24 protein-coding genes and 1 tRNA gene are annotated in these 25385 nt (G+C 45.9%); 6 read left to right on the top strand and 19 right to left on the bottom strand.

Translation table 11 applies throughout. From position 1 onward, the window contains the following. Positions 1–117: 117 nt before the first annotated feature. From rplT to ACO0KZ_RS08535, 5 genes are all read right to left on the bottom strand, one after another. Complete coding sequence (rplT, locus tag ACO0KZ_RS08555) at positions 118–477, bottom strand: 50S ribosomal protein L20 (protein ID WP_422994705.1); 360 nt, start codon at positions 475–477, stop codon at positions 118–120. 28 nt (positions 478–505) lie between these two features. Continuing rightward, complete coding sequence (rpmI, locus tag ACO0KZ_RS08550) at positions 506–703, bottom strand: 50S ribosomal protein L35 (protein WP_038493025.1); 198 nt, start codon at positions 701–703, stop codon at positions 506–508. A 200-nt stretch (positions 704–903) separates the two neighbouring features. Continuing rightward, positions 904–1440, bottom strand: a complete 537-nt coding sequence (gene infC, locus ACO0KZ_RS08545; protein ID WP_314860632.1) for a translation initiation factor IF-3 — start codon at positions 1438–1440, stop codon at positions 904–906. 44 nt (positions 1441–1484) lie between these two features. Continuing rightward, positions 1485–3392 carry a threonine--tRNA ligase gene (gene thrS, locus ACO0KZ_RS08540; RefSeq protein ID WP_422994701.1) on the bottom strand — a complete coding sequence of 636 codons (1908 nt, stop codon included), beginning with the start codon at positions 3390–3392 and terminating at the stop codon, positions 1485–1487. Positions 3393–3620: 228 nt separating this feature from the next. Beyond that, positions 3621–3697, bottom strand: a tRNA-Val gene (locus tag ACO0KZ_RS08535). Between the two features lie 194 nt (positions 3698–3891). On the opposite strand from ACO0KZ_RS08535, the gene ACO0KZ_RS08530 reads away from it, so the two are divergent. Continuing rightward, positions 3892–4854, top strand: coding sequence for a cation diffusion facilitator family transporter (locus ACO0KZ_RS08530; RefSeq protein WP_422994699.1), 963 nt, complete (start codon positions 3892–3894; stop codon positions 4852–4854). Between the two features lie 64 nt (positions 4855–4918). On the opposite strand, the gene ACO0KZ_RS08525 is transcribed toward ACO0KZ_RS08530, so the two are convergent. Genes ACO0KZ_RS08525 through ACO0KZ_RS08515 form a run of 3 tightly spaced genes read right to left on the bottom strand, consistent with a single transcriptional unit; the run spans position 4919 to position 8417 of the window. Continuing rightward, on the bottom strand, positions 4919–7156 hold the full coding sequence (locus ACO0KZ_RS08525) for a RelA/SpoT family protein (RefSeq protein ID WP_422994697.1): 2238 nt from the start codon (positions 7154–7156) through the stop codon (positions 4919–4921). A 1-nt stretch (position 7157) separates the two neighbouring features. Continuing rightward, entirely contained in the window at positions 7158–7505 is a 348-nt protein-coding gene (locus ACO0KZ_RS08520) for a RidA family protein (RefSeq protein WP_422994695.1), read from the bottom strand. Positions 7506–7553: 48 nt separating this feature from the next. Then, on the bottom strand, positions 7554–8417 hold the full coding sequence (locus tag ACO0KZ_RS08515) for an alpha/beta fold hydrolase (RefSeq protein ID WP_422994693.1): 864 nt from the start codon (positions 8415–8417) through the stop codon (positions 7554–7556). Between the two features lie 117 nt (positions 8418–8534). Between ACO0KZ_RS08515 and ACO0KZ_RS08510 the strand changes: the two genes are divergently transcribed. Both ACO0KZ_RS08510 and ACO0KZ_RS08505 read left to right on the top strand, forming a co-directional pair. Further along, positions 8535–9329 (top strand): 3-hydroxybutyrate dehydrogenase, encoded by a 795-nt coding sequence (locus ACO0KZ_RS08510; RefSeq protein ID WP_422994691.1) that lies wholly within the window; start codon positions 8535–8537, stop codon positions 9327–9329. 61 nt (positions 9330–9390) lie between these two features. After that, positions 9391–9945 (top strand): DUF3617 domain-containing protein, encoded by a 555-nt coding sequence (locus ACO0KZ_RS08505; RefSeq protein WP_422994689.1) that lies wholly within the window; start codon positions 9391–9393, stop codon positions 9943–9945. A gap of 126 nt (positions 9946–10071) precedes the next feature. Here the strand turns inward: ACO0KZ_RS08505 and ACO0KZ_RS08500 are convergent, their stop codons facing one another. Further along, entirely contained in the window at positions 10072–10710 is a 639-nt protein-coding gene (locus ACO0KZ_RS08500) for a CoA transferase subunit B (protein ID WP_422994687.1), read from the bottom strand. A gap of 27 nt (positions 10711–10737) precedes the next feature. Next, the gene (locus tag ACO0KZ_RS08495; protein ID WP_422994685.1) at positions 10738–11436 is read right to left on the bottom strand and encodes a CoA transferase subunit A; all 699 of its coding nucleotides are present in this window, start codon (positions 11434–11436) and stop codon (positions 10738–10740) included. A 272-nt stretch (positions 11437–11708) separates the two neighbouring features. On the opposite strand from ACO0KZ_RS08495, the gene ACO0KZ_RS08490 reads away from it, so the two are divergent. Next, the gene (locus tag ACO0KZ_RS08490) at positions 11709–12269 is read left to right on the top strand and encodes a LuxR C-terminal-related transcriptional regulator (RefSeq protein ID WP_422994683.1); all 561 of its coding nucleotides are present in this window, start codon (positions 11709–11711) and stop codon (positions 12267–12269) included. Between the two features lie 605 nt (positions 12270–12874). Continuing rightward, positions 12875–14713, top strand: a complete 1839-nt coding sequence (locus ACO0KZ_RS08485) for a carbohydrate-binding protein (RefSeq protein WP_422994681.1) — start codon at positions 12875–12877, stop codon at positions 14711–14713. Between the two features lie 152 nt (positions 14714–14865). Here ACO0KZ_RS08485 and ACO0KZ_RS08480 read toward each other — a convergent pair whose 3' ends face one another. After that, positions 14866–15642: an SDR family oxidoreductase gene (locus ACO0KZ_RS08480; RefSeq protein ID WP_314860655.1), complete on the bottom strand. Its 777-nt coding sequence runs from the start codon at positions 15640–15642 to the stop codon at positions 14866–14868. A 409-nt stretch (positions 15643–16051) separates the two neighbouring features. Between ACO0KZ_RS08480 and ACO0KZ_RS08475 the strand changes: the two genes are divergently transcribed. Continuing rightward, positions 16052–17722 (top strand): 4Fe-4S dicluster domain-containing protein, encoded by a 1671-nt coding sequence (locus tag ACO0KZ_RS08475; protein ID WP_422994678.1) that lies wholly within the window; start codon positions 16052–16054, stop codon positions 17720–17722. 74 nt (positions 17723–17796) lie between these two features. Here the strand turns inward: ACO0KZ_RS08475 and ACO0KZ_RS08470 are convergent, their stop codons facing one another. The 8 genes from ACO0KZ_RS08470 to nuoI form a co-directional block, all read right to left on the bottom strand. After that, positions 17797–18378 (bottom strand): NUDIX domain-containing protein, encoded by a 582-nt coding sequence (locus tag ACO0KZ_RS08470; protein ID WP_422994676.1) that lies wholly within the window; start codon positions 18376–18378, stop codon positions 17797–17799. A gap of 35 nt (positions 18379–18413) precedes the next feature. Continuing rightward, complete coding sequence (locus ACO0KZ_RS08465; RefSeq protein ID WP_422994674.1) at positions 18414–18737, bottom strand: DUF2818 family protein; 324 nt, start codon at positions 18735–18737, stop codon at positions 18414–18416. 35 nt (positions 18738–18772) lie between these two features. After that, positions 18773–20254 carry an NADH-quinone oxidoreductase subunit NuoN gene (gene nuoN, locus ACO0KZ_RS08460; protein ID WP_422994672.1) on the bottom strand — a complete coding sequence of 494 codons (1482 nt, stop codon included), beginning with the start codon at positions 20252–20254 and terminating at the stop codon, positions 18773–18775. Between the two features lie 28 nt (positions 20255–20282). Further along, positions 20283–21776 carry an NADH-quinone oxidoreductase subunit M gene (locus ACO0KZ_RS08455; RefSeq protein WP_422994670.1) on the bottom strand — a complete coding sequence of 498 codons (1494 nt, stop codon included), beginning with the start codon at positions 21774–21776 and terminating at the stop codon, positions 20283–20285. Positions 21777–21796: 20 nt separating this feature from the next. Continuing rightward, on the bottom strand, positions 21797–23842 hold the full coding sequence (nuoL, locus tag ACO0KZ_RS08450) for an NADH-quinone oxidoreductase subunit L (protein ID WP_422994668.1): 2046 nt from the start codon (positions 23840–23842) through the stop codon (positions 21797–21799). Positions 23843–23912: 70 nt separating this feature from the next. Beyond that, positions 23913–24221, bottom strand: coding sequence for an NADH-quinone oxidoreductase subunit NuoK (gene nuoK, locus ACO0KZ_RS08445; RefSeq protein WP_390209359.1), 309 nt, complete (start codon positions 24219–24221; stop codon positions 23913–23915). After that, on the bottom strand, positions 24222–24869 hold the full coding sequence (locus tag ACO0KZ_RS08440) for an NADH-quinone oxidoreductase subunit J (RefSeq protein WP_422994665.1): 648 nt from the start codon (positions 24867–24869) through the stop codon (positions 24222–24224). 17 nt (positions 24870–24886) lie between these two features. Beyond that, positions 24887–25375, bottom strand: coding sequence for an NADH-quinone oxidoreductase subunit NuoI (gene nuoI / locus ACO0KZ_RS08435; RefSeq protein WP_315472925.1), 489 nt, complete (start codon positions 25373–25375; stop codon positions 24887–24889). Positions 25376–25385 lie beyond the last annotated feature (10 nt).

Below are 25385 nucleotides of genomic sequence, written 5' to 3'. Positions count from 1 at the left end.
TACATCACGACATCATTTTGTATAAGCCCTTCAGAAAAACAAACGGGGCACAGGATTGAACCTCTGCCCCGCTCATATTGTAGCTTCGCACTAGGCGAATCTACAGACTATGACTAATTAAGCAGCCAAAGTCGTTTTTACTTGATTAACAATCGCAGTAAATGCTGGCTTGTCCATCACAGCCATATCGGCCAACACTTTACGGTCGAGTTCAATGTTCGCTTTTTTCAAGCCGTTCATGAACACGCTGTAAGTCAAACCATGCTGACGGGATGCCGCATTGATACGAGTAATCCACAATGCGCGGAATACACGTTTCTTGTTACGACGGTCACGGTATGCATACTGACCAGCGCGCATAACTGCTTGCTTAGCAATACGGAATACCTTACTACGACGACCACGATAGCCTTTGGCTAAATCGAGAACTTTCTTATGACGGGCACGAGCGGTAACCCCACGTTTTACTCTAGGCATGATAACTCCTTAAAATAGTGAGTAGAGGTTAAGCTGTTGGCATCATGCGCATGACTGATGTTACGTCAGACGCGTTGATGTTACGGGTGCCGCGCAATTGGCGTTTGTTTTTAGTGGTTTTCTTCGTCAAGATGTGACGCTTGAAAGCGTGACCACTCTTAACAGTTCCACCTGGGCGTACACGAAAGCGCTTCTTTGCAGAGCTCTTTGTTTTCATTTTAGGCATAATACCATTCTGTCTTTTACGACAGCTCCTTTTATATGATGGTAGGTGGCAACAATAACGTTACTCTTGGATGCCTACTTCTCACTTAGCTTGGGCTTGAAATCGAGTTCAAAACCCTTTGTTGTAATCACTATTCTTGCGAATCGCTTTCACTACAAATTCTTTTCGTTTGAATGGTGGGTTGTAACCCACCCTACAAATTATTTTTTCTTCTTCGGTGAAAGGATCATAACCATTTGGCGTCCTTCCATCTTAGGAAACTGTTCAACCTGACCGTAAGGCTCAAGATCAAGTTTCAGCTTTTCAAGCATACGCATACCAATTTCTTGGTGAGCCATTTCACGACCACGGAAACGCAAAGTAATTTTAGTTTTATCACCGTCATCCAAGAATCTAGTCAGATTACGTAACTTAATGTTGTAATCGCCATCATCTGTACCTGGACGGAATTTCACTTCCTTGACCAAAACAACTTTTTGCTTCAGTTTGGCCTCATGTGCCTTCTTCTGCTCTTGATACTTAAATTTGCCGTAATCCATCAATCGGCAAACAGGCGGCTGCGCGGTTGGCGCGATTTCCACCAAATCTACTTCGGCCTCTTCGGCTAAGCGAAATGCTTCACTTAATTTAACAATGCCTAAAGGCTCGTTCTCAACGCCGGACAAACGTACTTCTATCGCTGTAATTTCGCCGTTGATGCGATGTGACTTATCGGTAGCTATCTTAGTTTCCTTCAAAAATTTAAATAAACAGGCTGCGCTTTTTCGCCGGCAAACACTGGTTAAGCCTTGGTTTCCAAGTCGTTTTTGAGGCGATCCAAGAAGGCTTCCTGAGTCATTACACCCAAGTCCAGATTACCGCGCGTACGCACAGCCACTGTATTTGCATCCCGTTCTTTATCACCGACTACGATGATGTAAGGCAATTTTTGCATGGAATGTTCGCGTATTTTATAGGTAATCTTCTCATTACGCAAATCTGTATGCACTCTAAATCCTTGTTTTTTCAGGTTTTCTGCGACAGATTTTGCATATTCAGCCTGAGATTCGGAAATATTGAGTACCGCAACTTGCACTGGAGCCAACCAAGTTGGCAAAGCACCAGCGTGATTTTCGATCAAAATACCAATAAACCTTTCCATTGAACCAACAATCGCGCGATGCAACATGACTGGCACTTTACGTGAATTGTCGTCGGATACATATTCGGCGCTCAAACGTCCCGGCATAGAAAAATCAACCTGCATCGTACCAACTTGCCATGGACGACCCAAGCTATCTTTCAAATGGTATTCAATTTTAGGACCATAAAACGCCCCCTCACCCGGCAACTCTTCCCAAGTCATACCGCAATTACGCAAAGCAGCGCGCAAAGTTTCTTCTGCTTTGTCCCAGATTTCCTCTGAACCGATACGGTTTTCTGGACGCAATGCCAGCTTAATTTGAATATTTTCAAAACCAAAATCGTCATAGACCTTCATCGCCTGCGGATGAAAGGCCATCACTTCATCTTGAATCTGATCTTCAGTACAGAAGATATGGCCATCATCTTGCGTAAAGCCCCGCACACGCATGATGCCGTGCAGCGCACCAGATGGCTCGTTACGATGACATTGACCGAACTCACCGTAACGCAACGGCAATTCGCGATAGCTACGCATATTGGAATTAAAAATCTGTACGTGACCCGGGCAATTCATCGGCTTCAATGCGTAATTGCGATTCTCAGATTCGGTACTAAACATATTCTCGCGATAGTTTTCCCAGTGACCTGTTTTTTCCCACAATGTGCGATCCAAAATTTGTGGCGCTTTGACTTCTTGATAGCCGCAGTCTTGATAGACCTTGCGCATGTATTGTTCAACTTGTTGCCAAATTGTCCAGCCTTTTGGATGCCAGAAAATCAAACCCGGTGCTTCATCTTGGAAGTGGAACAAATCAAGACTTTTACCCAACTTACGATGATCACGCTTTTCTGCCTCTTCCAGCATATGCAGGTATTGCTCTTGATCTTCTTTCTTCGCGAATGCTGTGCCATAAACACGCTGCAGCATCTCGTTTTTCGAATCACCGCGCCAGTACGCACCCGCCAACTTCATCAACTTGAACACTTTGAGTTTGCCTGTAGATGGCACATGAGGACCACGACACAAATCAGTAAAACTACCCTCTGTGTACAGCGACACATCTTGGTCTGCAGGAATAGACTCAATAATCTCAGCTTTATAAGCCTCGCCAATCGATTTGAAGTAAGCAACAGCCTCATCACGAGGCAAAACCTTACGAGTAACAGGCTCGTCTTTCTTCGCCAATTCCATCATTTTCTTTTCAATCGCCACCAGATCATCTGGAGTAAATGGGCGCTTGTATGAAAAGTCATAGTAAAAACCATTTTCGATCACAGGACCGATAGTCACTTGCGCATCCGGGAATAATTCTTTGACTGCATACGCCAACAAATGTGCTGTCGAGTGGCGGATTACGTCCAAACCATCCGCATCCTTATCTGTGACAATCGCCAAATCGGCGTCGGATTCAATCAAATGTGAAGTATCGACCAACTTGCCGTTGACCTTACCTGCAAGCGCAGCTTTCGCCAAACCCGTACCGATACTGGCTGCGACTTGCGCTACAGTGACAGCGGACTCGAATTGTCGTTGCGAACCATCGGGCAATCGAATTGAAATCATATTCATCTCCATACGGGCATTTAGCCGAAGAAAAAAACAAAAGTTAAAGAAACAAAATCTATAGACGAAAAAAAACGCGGACTAGCCGCGTTTTTCATATCATACTTGAAGACGAAAAAACACCTCGACTAGCGTCGCTCACAATGGAATGTGATCGTAGTTCGCGGTGTCATAACCATGATGCCTTTCTCGCTCTTACAAAGTACTACTTATTTTTACTAAAAATTCTGGTGGGCGGTGCAGAATTCGAATCTGCGACCCCTTGGATGTCGACCAAGTATTCTAACCAGCTGAACTAACCGCCCGAAGAGCCGAGACTATAGCAAATACAATCTCTTTCGTAAAGAGCTTTTTCGCGTAATAAAAAAACTCTCTACTTACTTACGTGCTCACTGAAACAAATCGACTGACAAAACGAATTTCGAAATATGCCAGTAACCTAAATACTTTACAATGATAACAATCTGCAATTCAGCATCCAATCCAATTCCAAAAAGACATGCCACACGACATTCATTCGCACGATCACAAAACTGCTCATCTGCACGCCCATCGTCATGGCGACGCTGAGCATCAACATTATTTTGCGGATCGCAGTCAGTCTTTGCTGGCATGGGCGCTTGGTCTCACGCTCTTCTTTGCGATGGTCGAAGTTGTCTTCGGTTTTCTATCAAATTCACTCGCCTTAATCTCTGACGCCGGACATATGGTGACGGATTCAGCGGCCTTGGGCTTAGCACTGTTAGCACAATTGATTGCGAAGCGCCCGCCTACTTCCAAGCATACTTTTGGCTTTGGCCGATCAGAAGCGCTCGCCGCCTTTGTCAATGGCTTAGTGATGTTAGGAGTCGTGGCATGGATTAGCTTTGAAGCGATTCAACGCCTCTTCAAACCAGAACCCGTGCAAGGTGGCATGGTAATGTTGGTCGCGGCGATTGGCCTAGCCATCAACATTATCGTCGCTTGGGTACTTTCACACGACAAAGAAAGTATGAATACTAAAGCTGCGCTGATTCATGTCATGGGTGACCTATTAGGCTCCGTAGCAGCGATCGTTTCTGGCGCCATTATTGCATACACCGGATGGATGCCGATCGACCCTATCTTGTCGATCTTTGTCTCCTTACTTATCTTGAAGTCGACATTTGGCGTCATCAAAGACTCGTTCCACTTCTTGATGAAAGGCGTACCTCACCACATTAACTTCATCAAAATCGGTGAGGATTTAGAGGCAACTCCTGGCGTAGCCGCCGTTCATGACTTACATATTTGGGATATGTCACCAGGCCAACCGGCATTAATTGGGCATTTAGAAATCGACGACCTCAGTGCCTGGCCACGAATTTTAGAAACCATCAAAAAAATGCTCTTAGAAAAGCATGGTATTGATCACATTACCTTACAAGCTGAGGTGTTGCGCGATGACGAATTTGATGACTCTCACTGCAATCCTCAGCACTAAAGCTGACTCGCCCTGTAAGGTACTTAGCTAAATAACTAAGCAGACGCTTAGTCTCATAATGGGATTAAGCGCGACGAACTTCCTGCACACCAACCACTTCTTGAATCACCTTTATCGCTTTTTGAAGGTGCGTCGTGCCATTGATTTCCACCGTAAATGACATCTTCGCATGGCCTTTTGCACTCTGTGTATTGACGCCTATCACATTGATTTTTTCGCGCGAAAATACTTCTGAAATATCGCGCAGCAAACCCTGTCTATCCTGCGCCATAACGAAGATATCGACCGGATATAAACTATCCTTACCACCGTCACCCCAAGTCGTTTGAATCACGCGTTCGGGAGCCTTGTTGCGCATTTCTGCAAAATTTTTGCACGTCAGCCTATGGATAGAAACGCCTTTACCGCGAGTGACGAAACCAACAATATCGTCCGGCGGTGCCGGCTTACAACAGCGTGCCAATTGCGTCATCAGGCCATCAGTGCCAACCACCAAGACGCCCGATTTTGCACCCTGCACCACACTTGAGGCACGACTTTTATTCGCGACAAAAAGCTCAGTCTCTTCTTCTGGATCAGGATTATCCCGTAATGCGATCTCAACCTGACGTAAACTAAACTCTTCCTTACCAACCGCCAAGAATAATTCATCTAAATTAGCAAAACTAAGCTTGCGCGCCAGCTCTTCTAAATTGACAGAGGTTTTACCTTCGCGTTGCAAGGTTTTCTCTATCATACCTCGCCCGCTGGACAGCGTCATTTCCTGATCAATAGCATTAAACCATGCACGAATCTTACTGCGGGTACGGGTTCCAACTGTATACTCAGGCGTCAACCAATCACGCGAAGGCCCCGTCTGAATTGAGCCGCTTTTCAAGGTAATGATCTCTACGGTTTGCCCATTCATTAACTTCGTATTGAGCGGCACCATTACACCGTCAACTCGAGCACCACGACAACGATGTCCCACATCCGTATGCAACTGATAAGCAAAATCAACCGGTGTTGCGCCAGTCGGCAATTCAATCACTCTGGCCTGAGGCGTCAACACGTAAATCCTATCATCCAAGGTCGCAGCTTTAACTTTCTCCACCCACTCACGCTGCAACTGCTCCTGATCTACCACGACATCAGAAACTTCATTTTTCCAAGCTAATAACTGACGCAGCCATGCGATTTTTTCATCGTATTCATGCGCAGAAAAATTCGACCCGCCCGATTCTTTGTAACGCCAATGCGCTGCAACACCAAACTCTGAAAACTGATGCATCTCCTTAGTCCGGATTTGAACTTCTAATGGGCGACCATCGTCGACAATCACGACTGTATGCAGAGACTTATAGCCATTCGGTTTAGGGCGAGAAATATAGTCATCGAACTCTTTGGGAATCGGCGTCCACAAGTTATTCAAAATGCCTAATACGGTATAGCAATCCTTAATATCATCGACGATGACGCGAAACGCCCGCACATCATAAAGCTCATCAAAGTCTACTTTCTTCCCCTTCATCTTTTTCCAAATACTAAAGATGTGCTTGGGGCGACCGCTGACTTCAGCTTTAACATCAACAGCGGCTAATTCCTTTTCCAAACGAGCGATGGCAGACACAACGAAACTCTCGCGCTCTACTCGCTTTTCCTCCAGCATTTTGGCGATGCGTTTATATTGCTCAGGCTCCAAAAAGCGGAACGATAAATCCTCCAATTCCCATTTCAGCTGCCAGACACCGAGACGATTTGCCAAAGGCGCGTACAAGTCCATCGTTTCACTCGCGAATTGCTGAACCGCACCATCATCGCGCTTACATTCGGCAAAATAACGCAGGCTGGTCAAACGAGATGCCAACCTTACCAAAACAACGCGCATATCGTTAGCCATGGCTAACACCATTTTACGCAACACCTCCATCTGCGAAGCTGTACGTTCGGCATCATCTTTACCACGTCCTACATCGTGTTGAGTCAAGGTCGCTTCGCGCAGGCGCATCAGTCGCCGCACGCCCGCAACCAACTCAGCAATTTCCTTTCCAAATTTACTTTCAATCTTAGCGGCAGCAAGTGGATTTACTTCGGACAATTCAAACAATAAGCCCGCAATGCGCGTATCAACGTCCGTTCTAAGCAAAGCCAAAGTAGAGGTCACACCGACCACAAATTGCAAAGTGTTTTGTTCAGTTAAAATGCAATGATCTTCGTAAAAAGGCGTTACGAACTCAAGCGCCTGCATCACACGTGCGGCATCGGCCTCTGACAAGCCATCAACCAAAGCTGCTTCAGAAATTGTCGCTGATAAAGAAACCATATTATTTTTGTGCTGCTGTCACAACGATCTCAACTAACCAATCGGGATTTGCCAATGCCGCTTGAACCGTGGCGCGCGGTGGAGTATTGCCAGCGGCGACCCAAGCGTCCCATGCTTGATTCATTCCTGCCATATTTGCCAAATCCGTGATAAAAATCTGGCACATTAAAATACGAGTCTTATCGCTACCGGCTTCCAGCAACAAGCGATCGATCTGTGCCAACACATTTTGTGTTTGACCGACGATATCTTGCGAAGTATCTTCAGGCACTTGACCAGCAAGATAGACCACTTGGTTAAAGATCGCATATTCGGACAAGCGCGGCCCCACATGAAAACGTTGCAACATAATAAAGAAACTCCCTAAAAAAAACGCATACAAATTATCTCGAATAAGTTACCGCAATAAAAATTCTCTAATAATGGCGATCTGATCCGGTTGCACGAAAGTCGGCGCATGTCCGACACCCGCTATCTCCACTACCTCTGCATGAGGTCCGCGCTCTTGCATCTGAGCCGCGGTTGCTTTCGACAGCAAATCGGACTCCGCACCACGAACCAGTAAAGTCTGACAAGTGATTGCATCATAGGCTGCCCACAACATTTTCTCGCCAATAGCAGCGACTTCTGCTGTGGTCGCCTGTACGGGAATCGCCAAACTCAAATCATAATGACGCACCCATTTACCATCAGCATCTTGTTTTAATACATCGCGTGCGATTTTGTGCCATTCCGCTTCGGAATGCGGGCCAAACGAGATAGAAACTTCGCGAATGAATCGCTCAGCCTCCTCGAAAGTATCAAAACGCACATCTTGCGCAATCGAGTCACCTATTCGCTTTAAACCATCGAAATTCAAACTTGGCCCGACATCATTCAATACCAATTTACGAAGCGGACTATTTTTCATCGAGGCCAGCACCATGCCGATCAAACCGCCCATCGATGTCCCAAACCAATCAACCGTCTCGGCATTGACGCGGGCCAGCAAAGTGACCATATCACTCACATATTGTGGAATTTGGTAAAGCTGGGGATTCGGCAAACGACCAGACTGCCCACGCCCGACGACGTCTGGGCAAATAATACGATAGTCACTCTCCAAAGCTTGCGACAACATATCGAAATCATCAGCAACACGGGTCACACCATGCACACAAATTAAAACCTTCGCACTCTGCGGATCGCCCCACTCTTTATATGACATATGATGCAGGCCAGCAGGAGAAATGCATTGCACGGTTTGACGAGTGAAGGCCATAGAAAATTTCTTTACAAGATTGAACAAGTTAGCTGCCATTTTACCGAGGCTTTGGCATAAAATCGCTGCAATGACGCTTTTTCTCTCACTATATTTTATATTTCACTAGGAAATAGTATGCAAACACCTGCATTTGTTGGAAAAACAGCTTTAGTTACCGGTTCGACTTCGGGAATCGGATTAGGCATTGCACGTTCACTGGCGGCAGCTGGCGCGAACATTTGCCTGAATGGTTTTGGTGATGCGCAAGAAATCGCACAACTAAGAACAGCCATAGAACAAGAATTTCAAGTCAAGACCATGTACTCGAATGCAGACATGACTCAGGCAACGCAAATCGTAGACATGATGGCACAGGCTCAAACCGAATTTGGTGGGGTTGATATTCTGGTCAATAACGCGGGCATTCAACACGTTGCTGCGATTGAAGATTTCCCGGTTGAAAAATGGGATGCGATTATCGCGATTAATTTGAGCTCGGCATTTCATACTACGCGTCTCGCCTTACCAGGCATGCGCGCCAAAAATTGGGGGCGCATTATCAATATCGCCTCAGTTCATGGCTTGGTCGCATCCGCACAAAAATCAGCTTACGTTGCAGCAAAACACGGTTTAATCGGCTTCACAAAAACCACCGCGTTAGAAACAGCCGACACAGCAATTACGTGCAACGCCATTTGCCCGGGATTTGTATTAACACCATTGGTACAAAAACAAGTGGATGCACGCGCGGAGCGTGATGGCATCAGCAATGAAGCGGCAAAAAAATCTTTACTTTCAGAGAAGCAGCCATCTGGCGAATTTGTTACGCCCGAACAGTTAGGTGCATTAGCAGTATTCTTTTGTAGTGATGCAGCGACACAAATCCGTGGCGTTGCGTGGAATATGGATGGCGGTTGGGTCGCACAATAATTCACAGCAAGATAAACCGATGTACCTTCATTTCCCATTAAATCAAACTTTGGAGAAACACATGAAGCATTACAACCCTGCAAGCTCGGCATCAACATGTCGCCAAATAGCGATGTCTATAGCCCTATGTGCAATGGCTCTAACAGCGAATGCGCAAGAGAAGATGAAACCAGGTCTTTGGGAAATGACGGTACGTTCAGATATGCTAAAAAGCATGCCCGCAATCCCTCCAGCCCAACTGGAGGAATTAAAAAAACGTGGAATTAAAATGCCAGCGATGGGAAATGGCGCTGCAATACAGAAAATGTGTGTAACTGCAGAAATGACAGACAAAGTTGGTAAGAATCCCTTGCAAAACAATCCTGGCGACTGCAAGGAAAAAAGCAGCAGCCGCACTGGAAATACTTCTACAGTGGAAATGGTATGTGATGGCCCTAGACTAAAAGGAACGGGGATAGTCAAAGCAACTTATAGCGACAAAAGCCTACAATCGGTCTACGATTTCAAAGGCGAGTCAAATAATCGCCCTGTTAACCAACATATTGAAACAACCGGAAAATGGTTGAGTGCGGATTGTGGCGATATTAAGCCCTATGCGGCAGTGCCAAAGAAATAGACTAAGCCTGTTCTTTTTGTGCGGATTAAAATGGACACAAACTGTCGGCCACAATAAACACGGCCCCCACAAATAAAAAAACCTGAAGCTAGCACTTCAGGTTCTCTTATCGGCACAAGCTAAATTTTAGATGTGACTCATATCAATGACAGCTTCAGTTTTGGCTTGAATTTCTTCCTTCGTCACACCAGGTGCCAGTTCCACTAGTTTCAAGCCATTCGTGGTAATGTCTATCACACCTAAATCGGTGATGATGCGATCGACCACGCCAACCCCAGTCAATGGCAAATTACAGCTCTTCAAAATTTTGTGCGCATCACCCTTGGCAACATGCTCCATCAAGACCACGACTCGGCCTACACCAGCCACCAAATCCATCGCGCCGCCCATGCCCTTGACCATTTTTCCTGGAATCATCCAATTCGCAAGGTCGCCTTTTTCGGAGACTTGCATCGCGCCCAAAATTGCCACATTAATTTTGCCACCACGAATCATGGCGAACGAATCAGCAGAACTGAAAATCGATGAACCCGCCAAAGTCGTAACGGTTTGCTTACCTGCATTAATCAAATCTGGATCGACCTGATCTTCCGTCGGGAAAGGTCCGATACCGAGCAAACCATTTTCAGATTGCAACCACACTTCCATATGACTTGGAACATGATTTGCGACCAAAGTCGGCAAGCCAATTCCTAAATTCACGTAAAAGCCATCTTGTAATTCTTGTGCTGCACGTGCAGCCATTTCGTCACGATTCCATGCCATGATGATATCCTCTTTGTTGTTATCTAATTAGCTAGGCGTTACAGTGCGTTGCTCGATGCGTTTTTCTGGATTCGCATTGACAACGATACGATGTACGTAAATGCCCGGAGTGTGAACCTCATCGGGATCAATCTCGCCAATTTCCACTAAGTGTTCAACTTCAACAATGGTAATCTTGCCCGCCATCGCGACATTCGGGTTGAAGTTGCGCGCTGTTTTGCGGTAGACCAAGTTACCTGCTTTGTCCGCCTTATACGCTTTCACCAAAGACACGTCAGCCACCAGAGCACGTTCCATCACATACTGCTCGCCATCAAATTCACGTACTTCTTTGCCTTCTGCGACTATCGTACCGACACCCGTTTTGGTAAAGAATGCAGGGATGCCTGCACCACCAGCACGCAATTTTTCAGCCAAAGTACCTTGTGGCGTAAACTCCAATTGCAATTCGCCCGCCAGATATTGACGTTCAAATTCTTTGTTCTCACCGACATAAGAAGAAATCATCTTTTTGATTTGGCGTGTATTTAACAATTGGCCAAGACCAAAACCATCGACACCGGCGTTATTCGAAATAGCGGTTAAATCTTTTTTGCCACTGTCGCGTAAAGCAGCGATCAAGGCTTCAGGAATACCACACAAACCAAAACCGCCCACGGCGATCGTTTGTCCATCTTGAACGATGTCTGCTAATGCGGATACGGCATCTGGATAGAGCTTATTCATACGTCTCCCTCTGGTTAGAAATTGCAATAAATATTCAACAGCATAGTCAAACTGATTTTTAGAACAATCAAGCATAGAACTGCCGCTGCTTGAACGCAATACCGTAGAACTACTAGTCTGGACTCATTTGCTATGATTTCCTCAAGTGTCAGACCATTTCACTTGAGACAGAGGCTCGCCAAGTTGCCAACATCAAGGTATGCTTCGACTCTCGTCGGCGCTATGCTAGGCTGCGCACTGATGACCGCAAACTCTCCTAGGTTACTTGCTACATGGCCCCCACTCTCACAATCGACTTTGAAGCAATTTTTCGCATGGCGCCACTTGGCATGTGCGTCTCTCAAAATCGACGCATTATCACCTGCAACGATGCCATGGCGATGATGTTTGGGTATAGCAAAGAGATCTTAATTGGTGAGTCATTCTTGATGTTATACCCTAGTTCTGACGAATTTGAACGCATGGGAGCGCGCATCGTGCCAATTTTGAACGCCACCGGTTGGTACTCCGACGAGCGCATCATGAAGCGCTCCACCCAAGAACTGTTTTGGTGCCACGTTTCGGGCCGCTCACTACATCCTGAAGACCCACACGCCGCCGGCATTTGGACTTTTGATGACCTCAGTGCTAAGCGCTCGGTTTCGCCCGAGATGACAGCACGAGAACGTGAGATTGCGGCACTCATCGTCGATGGAAAAACCAGCAAACTGATCGCACGACAGCTTGAACTCAGTCCAAGAACCGTAGAAATGTATAGAGCAAATCTGATGAAAAAGTTGAATGCAGCAAGTTCGAGCGAGCTCATCAATAAACTACTACGCATCGCCAATTGATATTGGAAAATTCATGTACGTCGACATCGACATTGACGCCAAGTCCGCCGTTGCGAGTGTTCAAGTAAGACCTAGAAACCAATAGCAAAGCCCTCCGCTTTTAGCTCATCTAGCTAACTCCCATAAGACCATCAAACACGGATCTTCACTATTTTCAGAATGCTGCTTTGCACCAAGAAAATATTTCTCGAAGCCATGTGGAAACGATTCCAAACACCCAAAAAGCATGCTAATCTCACACATGAAATCGTTTTCAAAAGAATTTATTTGAGAAGTCTGAATGGGATTCAAGTGAAGTTAGTAACCAGGAGCACATGCTTAACTTTCCAGCGAAAGCGGAATTGGCGTTGCACCTTGGTTTCTATCGGAACACGACTATCAACTGATATCCGCTCCAAAAAAACGCTTTCGCTTACCATCTTGCTCAGCACTTGGTGGTAGGAAAACAAAGTGATCAAATTTGCTTTGTAGAGTGTGGCAATGTCGTCCGGACCGTTATTACTGGTTGCTCTATGTTGTTAGCTTAAATTGATCACTACAAGCTTGTAAAGGGTTCACAACCGCTGGTTTGTTAATCTATTTTTCCAACTATAAAGAGAGACGATATGAACATACTTAGTCAATTCCCTTCACCACTGGAGTCACGGTCACAGTCAGACTTGTTGCACACAGATTCGGCCATCTCCAGACTATTCAAATTTTGCATCTGTAGCCTAGCACTCATGTATGGCATCAATGCGCAAGCAGTGCAGCCACTAAGCACAAGCGGTAATAAGGTGCTCGCGGGTGGTCAAGTAGCAAGTTTTTCTGGTAATAGTCTTTTTTGGAGTAACAACAATTGGGGTGGAGAAAAATTCTATAACGCTGGCGTGGTTGGCACTTTAAAACGTGATTGGAAATCGAACATCGTTCGCGCGGCAATGGGCGTGAATGATGATGGCGGTTACCTACAAGATCCAGCCAGTAACAAGGCGCGGGTGAAAGCTGTCGTCGATGCTGCCATCGCGAACGACATGTATGTCATCATCGATTGGCATACGCACCATGCTGAGGACTACCAAGCACAGTCGATTGCGTTTTTTCAAGAGATGGCGCGCACCTATAAAAGCTATCCAAACGTGATTTACGAGATCTACAATGAGCCCTTGCAAATCTCATGGAGTGGGACCATAAAGCCCTACGCCAACGCGGTGATCGCGGCAATTCGTGCCATTGACCCGAACAACTTAATCATCGTTGGCACGCCTCAATGGTCACAAAGAGTGGATGAGGCATCACGCGATCCGATCACGGGGTATAAAAACATCGCATACACCCTGCACTTCTACGCGGGTAGCCATGGTCAGTACTTGCGCGATTGGGCAACCACCGCCTTGAACAATGGAATTCCACTCTTCGTCACCGAATGGGGTTCAGTCGGCGCCTCTGGGGATGGCGGCGTCAATGCTGGTGAGACTGCAGCCTGGGTTGACTTCATGAAACGCAACAATATCAGCAATGCGAATTGGGCTTTGAATGATAAGAATGAAGGTTCCTCCGCCTTGGTTCCTGGTGCCAGCGCCACAGGTAATTGGAGTCCTTCACAATTGACAGCATCAGGCAATCTCGCCAAAAGCATAATCTCGTCTTGGCCAAGTACTACAACGACGTGCACAACATTTACCGCCCCAGGCACGTTAGAAGCGGAAGCATTTTGCAATATGTCTGGTGTACAAACCGAAAGTACCAGTGATGTGGGTGGGGGCCAAAACGTCGGCTATATCGATACCGGCGACTGGATGAGCTATAGCGTCGACGTACCCGCTGCTGGCAGTTATAAGATCACTTATCGAGTGGCGAGTGCTACGAGTACAGGAGTACTTCAACTCGAACAAGCAGGCGGCACACCAAGCTATGGCACCGTGAATGTGCCCTTTACTGGAGGCTGGCAAACCTGGACTAATGTGAGTCACACGGTGAACCTTGCAGCGGGCAAACAGAACTTGGCGATTTCAGCGAAGAGCGGCGGATTCAACTTAAACTGGATCAAGTTTGAATCAAGTTCTTTGCCTCCCGTCGATGGCATCACAATTCAAGCTGAAGACTACCTCGTGATGAATGGCGTAAAGCTAGAAAATACCAGCGATGCGGGTGGCGGCATGAATGTCGGTTACATCGATGCCGGCGACTGGATGTCTTACCCTGCCGTCAACATTCCAAGCTCTGGCACTTACCAAGTGGAATACCGTGTCGCGAGTTTGAGTGGCGGCGGCAATTTAATATTCGAAGAAGCTGGCGGCACACCTTCTTACGGTGCGATCAATATTCCCGCGACTGGTGGCTGGCAAACATGGACCACAGTCAAACATAACGTGAGTCTCACCGCAGGCTCACATAAGTTTGGCATTAAAGTGAATAATGGCGGCTGGAATTTGAACTGGTTTAGACTGACAAAAGTCAACTAAAATTGTGGCAGCATCATCCCCGCACATGCAGGGATGATGCTTATTTCGACTTTAGCTTGTGAAATTTTTGACTCGGCACATCTACTAAATACCGAGGCCACGATTCCACGGATCTGAGCGACGAATAACTAGCTTCGCAGCCAGAAATAGACTTAAGTCACACTCAGGCCATCATCAGCAGCGACGATAGAACCGTTCAAAAAGCGTGACTCCTCTGCGGCCAACAGCAGCAATAGCCCATCTAAATCTTCAGGCGTCCCAACGCGCTTACGTGGCAGCATATCGATCAATTTCTTGCCCTGCTCGGTTTGAAAATGTTCCGAGTTGATTTCAGTTTCGATGTAGCCCGGACAAATCGCATTAACATTGATACCGAATTTCCCCCACTCCACCGCCATTGCTTTGGTCATTTGCACTACCGCAGCTTTGCTAATGCAGTAAATCCCTAATTGCGGTATCACACGCAAACCAGCGACAGAGGCAATATTGATAATTCTATGCTGCTTCTTATGATCACCTTTATAGCGAGTAATCATACGCTTCGCGGTTTCCTGGGCAACAAAGAAAGCACCTCGTAGGTTGGTATCCATCACGAAAGCGTATTCCTCTGGCGTCACGTCGACTAATTTTTGCTGAGTCGATACACCCGAATTATTAATGAGAATATCGATAGGACCCGCTTCGGTTTCTGCGTGAGCAATTGCTGATTTGATACTCGCATAATCGGTCACATCTAAAGCGACCACATGCGCAGCGCCGCCTTCGGCCTCAATCTCCGCACGTAACTCTTTTAAACGATCGATGCGGCGTGATGCCAATACGACCTGCGCGCCAGCCATCGCCAGCACCTTCGCAAAACGTGCGCCCAAACCACTCGATGCACCGGTAATGAGAGCGACTTTGCCCTCAAAATTGACTTCTATACCCATATTTATCTCCAACAAAATTGTGATCTAAAACTTCGATCTAAAAACCGCTTTAACAGTGCCTAACAAGTGTCTTATCCGAAGACAATTCAACTCAGCAAATTGCTCGAATCATACTCGCAATCAACATTATGATGGGAAAATGCGACTAAGGAGATTTCAAGCAAATCGTTTTTTCGTCAGAAAAACGCATTTTCGCGGGTCAAATCACTGCTTTTCCGAGCAGAGCATAAAGGCAAGTGCGCAAAAATCTGGGATAATCCCGCTATAAATAGCAATTCAAAATACAACAAGAATCCGACATTAGAAATCCACCACTAGTCGATCGCCTTGCGCATTTGTGTGCGTGCCCATAAGATCGTGCATCAACTTTTGCTAGTCTCTGCATCCAAATTAGAAAGCCCTGATTATTATGACTACTTCACAAAAATTACTAGAAGAATACGGTCCACGCGACGCGATGGAATATGACGTTGTCATCGTTGGCGCTGGTCCAGCTGGCTTGTCTGCGGCGATCAAACTCAAACAATTGGCCGCAGAAGGTGGCAAAGAAGTGTCCGTTGTCGTGTTGGAAAAAGGTGGAGAACCTGGCGCGCATATTCTCTCTGGCGCGATCATGGATCCTATCGCTTTATCTGAGCTTTTCCCCGACTGGAAAGAACTTGGTGCACCATTAAATACGCCAGTTACCGAAGACCGAATCTATGTTCTGACGGAGAATAGCGCATTCAAAACACCGAATTGGTTAGTCCCAAAATGTTTTCATAATGAAGGTAACTACATCGTCTCTTTGGCCAACGTCACACGTTGGTTAGCGCAACAGGCCGAGGCATTAGGTGTAGAAGTCTTCCCGGGCTTCGCCGCTGCCGAAGTTCTGTTCAATGAGGATGGTTCAGTCAAAGGTGTTGCAACTGGCAATATGGGCGTAAACCGCGAAGGTGAAGCGTCCCCCTCATTCCAGATCGGCATGGAATTGCATGCGAAATACACTTTATTTGCAGAAGGCGCACGTGGCCATCTGGGCAAACAAATGATCGCGAAATACGAGCTAGATAAAGGCAAAGATCCACAGTCTTACGGCATCGGCATTAAAGAGTTATGGGAGATCGATCCGTCTAAACATCAAGAAGGCTTAGTCGTACACACCACAGGCTGGCCAATGATGAGTGACTACGCCGGCTCTTTTTTGTATCACTTAGAAAACAATCAAGTCGCAGTGGGCTATGTTGTGGGCCTCGCTTACGAGAACCCTTATATCTCTCCGTTTGAAGAATTCCAGCGCTTCAAAACACATCCAACGATCCGCGGTTTCTTCGAAGGTGCCAAACGTATTTCTTACGGTGCACGTGCGATCACTGCAGGTGGTTTGCAATCACTGCCTAAATTAACCTTCCCGGGTGGCGCTTTAATCGGCTGCGATGCAGGCTTCCTAAACATGAGCCGTATCAAAGGTAGTCACGCTGCGATCAAAACGGGTATGCTGGCCGCCACTGCTGCATTTGAGGCTTTGGGTGCGGACCGTCAACATGATGAACTGACGACCTATACAAGCGCATTTGAAGCATCATGGTTACATGAAGAATTACACGTCGCTCGTAACGTCAAGAATTTGCTGAAAAAAGGCGCTTATGGATCGCCTTTCGTTTGGTTAGATCAAGTTTTATTGCGTGGCAAAGCGCCATGGACTTTGCGTCATTCCACGCCAGATCATGCCTGCCTGCGCCCTGCTTCTGAGTTCACTCCGATCAACTATCCTAAGCCAGACGGCAAGCTGACTTTTGATCGTTTGTCTTCCGTATTTATCTCCAACACCAATCACGCCGAAGATCAACCTATTCATCTGACTTTGAAAAATGCCAGCGTTCCAGTCAACATTAATTTGGCGAAATACGCAGGACCAGAGAGCCGTTACTGCCCTGCGGGTGTGTATGAATTTGTGAAAACCGATGAAGGTGCAGATCGCCTGCAAATCAATGCGCAGAATTGTGTGCACTGTAAAACTTGCGACATTAAAGATCCGACGCAAAACATCGTGTGGGTCACGCCTGAAGGTGGTGGTGGGCCGAATTACCCTAGTATGTGATTCTTCTCGAATGTATTAACCAGTCTATCGGTACATTCTTTAAGCAAAAAAACCGCTTTTAGCGGTTTTTTATTTTACAGCGGCCATTCTTGCTTGAGAATTTTATCTAGCCAAAATGCACCGATGACGGTTTTGACATCGGTGATTTTTCCTGATTTCACCCATTCCAATACCTCAGAAACTGGTGCCGTGAAGGTTTCTAAAAACTCTTCTTCATCAAGCTTTGCCTCGCCAGCGACCAAGCCTCGTGCCAGATAAATATCCAAATGTTCATCGGCATAAGCGATCGCATTATGGATCGTGCAGAGAAATTGCCAATCGCTGGCGGTATAGCCAGTTTCTTCTTTGAGTTCACGTTTTGCGCAAACTAAAGAATCTTCATTTGGATCGATTTTTCCAGCAGGGAATTCCAGAAAGACTTGATTCAAAGGGTAACGGAACTGCCGTTCCATCAAGACAGTACCATCTTCAAACAAGGGCAGAATAACGACGGCGCCAGGATGCTTGATGTATTCTCGCGTGACCAGATTGCCATCTGGTAGTCTGACGGTGTCTTTTTCTACTTGAAGGAAATTGCCTTGATAGACATGCTGGCTGTCAACTTTAATTTCGGCTAATTGAGGGTTTTGATCTGGACCGAGCTCTAGAATATTCATGCTGTTTTTTGGTCACTTAGATTTGGCGCTTAGTTTTATTGCTTAGTGTTAGTTTTTTGACTTTTAAGCAAGTAGCGAAAAACGAATCCTGGAAAGGCCAATACGATAAACAAGCAGGCAGTTACCGCAAAAAATTCCCATTTCTGTTCGAAGCGATTGCCGGCATTGGATTCTAAAAAGAAACCTAATGCTCCAACGATGAAATACAAAACAATCAGCTCAGCTAAACGCAACCATGCTGACTTTTTAATCGGAGATTTTAAGGGAACGATACCAAAGACTCGTTCAGAAACGAACGGTAAACTTGCGGCGAAAAGTGCCACGAAAATCACAAGCCAACTTGATAGTGATGTATTCAAGGCACTTCTCTCTTGTAAGATAGGGGATGAAAGGATTAAGAGGCTAAAGCGCTCTTCACCGCATCAACACAGCTACGCAGCAATGAGCCTGGCATCAAGCCCATGGCTAAAACTGCTAAACCATTGACACTCAATACCAATTTCAAATCCATATGTGCCGCGATTGGTGAAGTATCAACTGGCTCGTCAAAGTACATCACCTTCACGATACGCAAATAGTAGAACGCACCGATCAGTGAGAACAATACGGCAGCGACAGCCAACCAAATCTGCCCAGCAGCAACTACTGAGCTCAACACAGATAATTTTGCGTAGAAGCCCATCAATGGCGGAATACCTGCCAATGAGAACATCAGCAATAACATGATGAAGGCAAACCACTTGCTACGTTTGTTCAAACCTTTGAGGTCGGCGATGTTTTCAGCCTCGAAACCTGCACGTGACAACATCAAAATAATACCGAAAGTACCTAATGTCGTCATGACATATGTAATTGTATAAAACATCGAGGCACTATACGCTTCTGCTGCGAGGTCAGCATTTCCGTTTGACACGCCAGACAAGAAACCTAACAACATGAAACCCATTTGCGAAATCGTAGAATACGCCAACATACGTTTCAAATTGGTTTGCGCTATCGCCGTGATGTTACCAACTGCCATCGACATCACTGCCAACACCATTAACATTTGCTGCCAATCCACCGCCAAGCTAAACAAACCCTCGACCAATAAACGATACGTTATTGCGAACGCCGCCAGTTTTGGCGCACCACCCAGCAGTAAAGTAACGACCGTTGGTGAGCCTTGATAAACGTCTGGCACCCACATATGGAAAGGCACAACACCGAGTTTGAATGCCAAACCAGCGACCAAGAAAACAATACCAAAGACCAGAATAGTCTTATTCGCAGTCACAGAAGCCGCCATCTTAGACATTTCATTCAAATTCAAAGTACCTGTCGCGCCGTAAAGCATAGAAATACCGTACAACAGGAAACCTGAAGCCAAAGCACCCAAGACAAAATACTTCATCGCGGCTTCGGTCGATACATTATTATCGCGACGCAAAGCCACTAACGCGTACAAAGCGAGAGACATCAATTCCAAACCCAGGTAGATAATCAAAAGATTATTACCGGAGATCATGATCATTTGACCCAACAAAGCAAACAAGGCCAATGTGTAGAATTCACCACCGAGCAAGCCACTCGTCATACCGCGATCAGTCGCGTATTGACGTCCATAGATAAAAGTCACACCCACCGCAATGTAGCTAAACATTTTCAGCAAATTCGACATGGCATCAGAAACGAACATGTTATTACTCAGATAGACTGAAGTACCCGTCGTTGCGTTGATCGTCAGCACACCACAAACACCCAATGCCAACAGGCTCAATGCGTAAGTAATATTTCGCTTTGCATCGCCGAGAAACATATCAATAAGCAAAATAGCGCAAATCGACAGCAGCAAAAATATTTCTGGATAAAGTGATGGTGGAATAATCAGGTTCATATTATTGATTTCTAATTTCTAATGGCTACTATGGAGCAATTTTAGATGTTGCAACATGTTTCAATAAATCGGCAACGGACACTTGCATCGCATCAGTGAATGGGGCTGGATACAAGCCCATCGCAATCACGGCAATCGCCAGGACGCCCAGCATAAAGAATTCGCGTTTATTCAAATCGGTCAATTTTGCAACGTGATCATGCGTAATCGCACCGAATACCACGCGTTTTACCATCCATAAAGAGTAGGCTGCACCGAAAATCAACGCAGTTGCGGCCAGCATACCAATCCAGAAATTAAACTTCACCGCACCGATGATCACCATGAATTCGCCGACGAAACCTGAGGTCGCTGGTAAGCCGCAGTTGGCCATAGAGAACAACACGAACAAAGCAGCAAACTTCGGCATGGTATTGACCACCCCACCGTAATCAGCGATTTCACGTGAGTGCACGCGGTCATACAAAACACCGATACACAAGAACATCGCAGCGGATATAAATCCGTGAGAAATCATTTGTACGATGGCGCCCTGTACTGCCAATTCATTAAACATGAAGAAACCGAGCGTCACAAAGCCCATGTGAGCAATCGAAGAATACGCCACCAACTTCTTCATATCTTTTTGAACTAATGCGACCAAACCAATATAAATCACCGCGATCAAAGACAAGGTAATCATCATGCCGGACAAGTAATGACTAGCATCTGGTGCGATAGGTAAAGAGAACCGCAGAAAGCCGTAAGCACCTAACTTCAACATGATCGCAGCCAATACAACGGAACCACCAGTCGGCGCTTCCACGTGGGCATCAGGCAACCATGTGTGTACAGGCCACATTGGCACTTTCACCGCGAACGCCATTAAGAAGGCGACAAACAACAGGATTTGCTCATGCAAAGTCAAAGGCAATTGATGCCAAGTTTGAATATTGAAAGAGTTACCAGATTTGAGGTAGAGATAAATAATCGCAACCAATGTCAACAATGAACCAAGCAAGGTATACAAGAAAAACTTGAACGCTGCATAAACACGATTTGGTCCACCCCAAACACCGACAATGATGTACATAGGGATCAAAGTCGCTTCAAAGAAAACATAGAACAATAGGCCATCAGTTGCGCAGAAAACACCTATCATCAATCCAGACAAGATCAGGAAAGCGCCCATGTATTGCGCGACATTTTTCTCGATGACTTCCCAAGCTGCAATCACTACGATGACGGTAATGAAGGCCGTCAAAGGTACCAACCACATGGAAATACCGTCGACACCTAAAGCGTAAAAAGCATTAAAGCGAGAAATCCAAGAAAAACTTTCTACGAATTGCATACCATGGGCAGTGTTGTTGAACCCGTCAACAATTGGAAGCGTTACCGCAAAACTGAGCAGTGAGCCGACCAAAGAAAGTGTTCGCACAAAACCTGGGCTTTTATCGCGTCCCAAGGCTAATACAATGATACCAAATACGATTGGCAACCAAATCGACAGGCTTAATAATGGAGAGTTTGACAGCATCATGATTATCTTATTATGGTCACTTATTTAGCAAACGGGATAGGCATGAAATAAATCAAGAAGCCTAATACACCCAAAATCATTACCAGCGCATAGTGGTAGATGAAACCAGTCTGGAACAAACGAACCAACTTGGAGAACAAACCTATCAACTTCGCACTACCATTAACGACCAGACCATCGATCAAACCTTTATCGCCGATATGCCACAAACCGCCACCCAACAAACGTGCGCCACCGGCAAACACGATTTCATTGAATTTATCCATATAGTATTTGTTGTCGAGCAAAGTGTAGACCGCACTGAACTTCTGCTTGATCATAGTTGGGATTGCAGGCTTGACCATGTAGAAGAAGTAAGACAATGCCACGCCAGCCAAGGCTAACCAGAATGGTGGCGTCATCAGAGCATGGACGCCCATTGCTTGCCAGCTATGGAATTCTTCCTTCAACTCACTCATCGCATGGTGTGCGTGATGATCGATGAAAATCACATCTTTGAAGAAGTCACCATATAACATAGGTTCGATCGCATACAAGCCGATAAAGACCGATGGAATTGCCAACAAAGCCAAGGGAACCCAAACCACCGCTGGAGACTCATGCGGTTTTTGTCCTGGTGCCAAGCCATGATGGTGATCATCATGATGATCGTCGTGACCGTGCGCATCATGGGCATCGTGGGCATGTCCAAAGTTTTCTTTACCATGGAAGACCAAGAAATACATACGGAAAGAATAGAAAGCGGTCACGAAGACACCAGCCAGTACCGCAAATTTTGCAAAACCTGCCGCAGGCAAATGCGAAAGCATAACAGCTTCGATAATCGAATCTTTTGAGTAAAAACCAGAGAAGAATGGTGTACCGATCAATGCCAGAGAACCTAATAATGAGGTAATCCAAGTCACTTTCATGTACTTGCGCAGACCGCCCATGTTGCGTATATCTTGATCATGGTGCATACCAATAATCACTGAACCAGCCGCCAAGAACAGCAAAGCTTTAAAGAAGGCATGCGTCATCAAATGAAATACAGCGACTGAATAAGCGGATGCGCCTAAAGCCACAGTCATATAACCTAATTGAGACAAGGTTGAGTATGCCACCACGCGTTTAATATCGTTTTGGATGATGCCAAGGAAACCCATGAATAATGCTGTTATAGAGCCAATGACCATGATGAAATTCAACGCGGTATCAGACATTTCAAACAAGGGTGACATACGTGCCACCATGAAAATGCCTGCTGTCACCATCGTTGCAGCGTGAATCAAAGCAGAAATCGGGGTTGGACCTTCCATAGAATCAGGCAACCAAACGTGTAACGGGAATTGCGCCGACTTACCCATCGCACCGATAAACAAACAGATACAGGCGACAGTAATCAACATCCAGTCAGTACCTGGCAACATCAAAGGAGCAAGTTCCGCTTTCTTCGCGAATACTTCCGCATAGTCCATAGAGCCTGTGTAGGCCACTATTAAACCGATGCCCAAGATAAAACCAAAGTCACCAACACGATTCACCAGGAAGGCTTTCATGTTTGCGTAAATAGCAGTTGGCTTGGTGTACCAGAAGCCAATCAACAAGTAAGAGACCAGGCCGACAGCTTCCCAGCCAAAGAACAATTGCAAGAAGTTATTGCTCATAACGAGCATCAACATCGAGAAAGTAAACAAGGAAATATAAGCAAAAAAACGGTTGTAGCCTTCGTCTTCAGCCATATAGCCAACGGTGTAGATATGCACCATCAGTGACACGAAGGTCACCACGCACATCATCATGGCAGTCAAGCTATCCACCAAAAAACCAACCTCCAGCTTCAGGCTACCAACCGTCATCCAGTGGTACAGAGTGGCGTTGTATTTCGCGCCATCAAGTACTTGTGACAAGGTCATACAAGAAAGGATGAACGCAATCAGTACACCAAGAATAGTCGCAGAGTGCGACACCTTGCGACCAACGAGATTGCCGAAAAATTTCGTGCCTAACAGACCAGCGATCGCTGCGCCAGCGAGTGGCGCCAATGGTACTGCCAGCAATAAATGTGGGTTAAGTTGCCCCGCCATAATGACCCTTTGTTATCTTAATTCTTATAAATTCTCGAACTGCATTCAAACCAAGAAGACTGTTATTACATTAACCTTTGAGCGTACCTAAGTCCTCGACATTGATCGTATCCAAATTACGGAACATCACCACCAAAATCGCCAAGCCGATGGCCGATTCAGCAGCTGCCACAGTCAAAATAAAGAAGACAAATATCTGCCCTGCTGCATCACCTAAATAATGTGAGAATGCGACAAAATTCATATTCACCGCCAACAACATCAGCTCTATCGACATCAATAGCACAATGATGTTTTTGCGATTCATGAAAATACCGACTATAGAGATAGCGAATAAAATCGCGCCCAAAATCAAAAAATGTGTCAAAGTCAAAGCCATTTATACACCTGTGTTTTCTGCATTTGTTTGCGTATCTGCTTTTGCATTTGCGCGTTCAGACTCAGCCTTCATGCTTACAATACGAACACGATCTGCACGTTTCACTTTTACAGCGGCGGCTGGATCAAAATACTTGCTGTCTTTACGCTTACGCAATGTCAAAGCCACGGCAGCAACAATCGCCAGCAATAAAATCGCAGCAGCAACTTCAAACGCGAACACATAGTTCGTAAAAATCTCGATACCTAAAGCCTTCGTATCTCCAATTTTTGAGGCTGCAGCAGGAACGCTGTTGTCCGTACGCAAGAAGCCACGGAACAATACTGCAGACATCTCAAGAGCGATAACGACACCAACGATGGCAGCCAGTGGCAAACGTCCCCAGAAGCCTTCTCGCAACTTGTCCATGTTAATATCCAACATCATGACCACGAATAAGAACAAGACCATGACCGCACCAACATACACCAACACTAAAACAATCGCCAAAAACTCCGCTTTGAGCAACATCCAAATTCCGGCCGCATTAAAGAATGCCAGCACCAGAAATAAAGCCGCATGCACAGGATTACGAGCAGTGATAACTTGCGTTCCAGCGATAATCAAAATCGCCGAAAACACATAAAATAAGACAGTAACAAAATCCATAATTCAGCTCTTCCAGTTTAACGGTACGCTGCATCGGCTTGGCGAGCCGCAGCAATTTCTGGTTCATAACGGTCACCGACTGCAAGCAACATCTCTTTAGTGAAATACAGATCGCCGCGTTTTTCACCGTGATATTCCAAAACATGTGTTTCGACGATGGAATCAACTGGGCAAGACTCTTCACAGAACCCACAGAAGATACATTTAGTCAGATCGATATCGTAACGAGTCGTGCGACGTGAACCGTCTTCACGTTGATCAGATTCGATCGTAATCGCCATTGCCGGGCAAACTGCCTCGCACAACTTACAAGCGATACAGCGCTCTTCGCCATTCGGGTAGCGGCGTAAAGCGTGCAAACCACGGAAACGCGGTGACTGTGGTGTTTTTTCCTCTGGAAATTGCACGGTAATTTTACGTGCAAACATATAGCGACCTGTCAAAGCCAAACCTTTGATCAACTCGCGCAGCATTAAGCTGCCAAAAAAATCCTTAATTGCTTCCATTATTTGCTTC

This window comes from Undibacterium sp. Di24W (assembly GCF_049340325.1).
In the GTDB taxonomy this organism is placed as follows: domain Bacteria; phylum Pseudomonadota; class Gammaproteobacteria; order Burkholderiales; family Burkholderiaceae_D; genus Undibacterium.
Note: the sequence above shows the minus strand (reverse complement) of the source record. Positions and strands in the feature narration are given on the sequence as shown.

Coding starts and splice junctions, on each gene's coding strand:
- ACO0KZ_RS08515 (WP_422994693.1), bottom strand. CDS start 8,417: ATGGCCTTCACTCGTCAAACCGTGCAATGCATTTCTCCTGCTGGCCTG.
- ACO0KZ_RS08530 (WP_422994699.1), top strand. CDS start 3,892: ATGCCACACGACATTCATTCGCACGATCACAAAACTGCTCATCTGCAC.
- ACO0KZ_RS08500 (WP_422994687.1), bottom strand. CDS start 10,710: ATGGCATGGAATCGTGACGAAATGGCTGCACGTGCAGCACAAGAATTA.
- ACO0KZ_RS08510 (WP_422994691.1), top strand. CDS start 8,535: ATGCAAACACCTGCATTTGTTGGAAAAACAGCTTTAGTTACCGGTTCG.
- rpmI (WP_038493025.1), bottom strand. CDS start 703: ATGCCTAAAATGAAAACAAAGAGCTCTGCAAAGAAGCGCTTTCGTGTA.
- ACO0KZ_RS08505 (WP_422994689.1), top strand. CDS start 9,391: ATGAAGCATTACAACCCTGCAAGCTCGGCATCAACATGTCGCCAAATA.
- ACO0KZ_RS08495 (WP_422994685.1), bottom strand. CDS start 11,436: ATGAATAAGCTCTATCCAGATGCCGTATCCGCATTAGCAGACATCGTT.
- ACO0KZ_RS08470 (WP_422994676.1), bottom strand. CDS start 18,378: ATGAATATTCTAGAGCTCGGTCCAGATCAAAACCCTCAATTAGCCGAA.
- thrS (WP_422994701.1), bottom strand. CDS start 3,392: ATGATTTCAATTCGATTGCCCGATGGTTCGCAACGACAATTCGAGTCC.
- ACO0KZ_RS08520 (WP_422994695.1), bottom strand. CDS start 7,505: ATGTTGCAACGTTTTCATGTGGGGCCGCGCTTGTCCGAATATGCGATC.
- nuoK (WP_390209359.1), bottom strand. CDS start 24,221: ATGGCTTTGACTTTGACACATTTTTTGATTTTGGGCGCGATTTTATTC.
- nuoI (WP_315472925.1), bottom strand. CDS start 25,375: ATGGAAGCAATTAAGGATTTTTTTGGCAGCTTAATGCTGCGCGAGTTG.
- ACO0KZ_RS08455 (WP_422994670.1), bottom strand. CDS start 21,776: ATGATGCTGTCAAACTCTCCATTATTAAGCCTGTCGATTTGGTTGCCA.
- ACO0KZ_RS08490 (WP_422994683.1), top strand. CDS start 11,709: ATGGCCCCCACTCTCACAATCGACTTTGAAGCAATTTTTCGCATGGCG.
- rplT (WP_422994705.1), bottom strand. CDS start 477: ATGCCTAGAGTAAAACGTGGGGTTACCGCTCGTGCCCGTCATAAGAAA.
- nuoN (WP_422994672.1), bottom strand. CDS start 20,254: ATGAACCTGATTATTCCACCATCACTTTATCCAGAAATATTTTTGCTG.
- ACO0KZ_RS08475 (WP_422994678.1), top strand. CDS start 16,052: ATGACTACTTCACAAAAATTACTAGAAGAATACGGTCCACGCGACGCG.
- ACO0KZ_RS08480 (WP_314860655.1), bottom strand. CDS start 15,642: ATGGGTATAGAAGTCAATTTTGAGGGCAAAGTCGCTCTCATTACCGGT.
- ACO0KZ_RS08485 (WP_422994681.1), top strand. CDS start 12,875: ATGAACATACTTAGTCAATTCCCTTCACCACTGGAGTCACGGTCACAG.
- ACO0KZ_RS08525 (WP_422994697.1), bottom strand. CDS start 7,156: ATGGTTTCTTTATCAGCGACAATTTCTGAAGCAGCTTTGGTTGATGGC.
- ACO0KZ_RS08440 (WP_422994665.1), bottom strand. CDS start 24,869: ATGGATTTTGTTACTGTCTTATTTTATGTGTTTTCGGCGATTTTGATT.
- nuoL (WP_422994668.1), bottom strand. CDS start 23,842: ATGGCGGGGCAACTTAACCCACATTTATTGCTGGCAGTACCATTGGCG.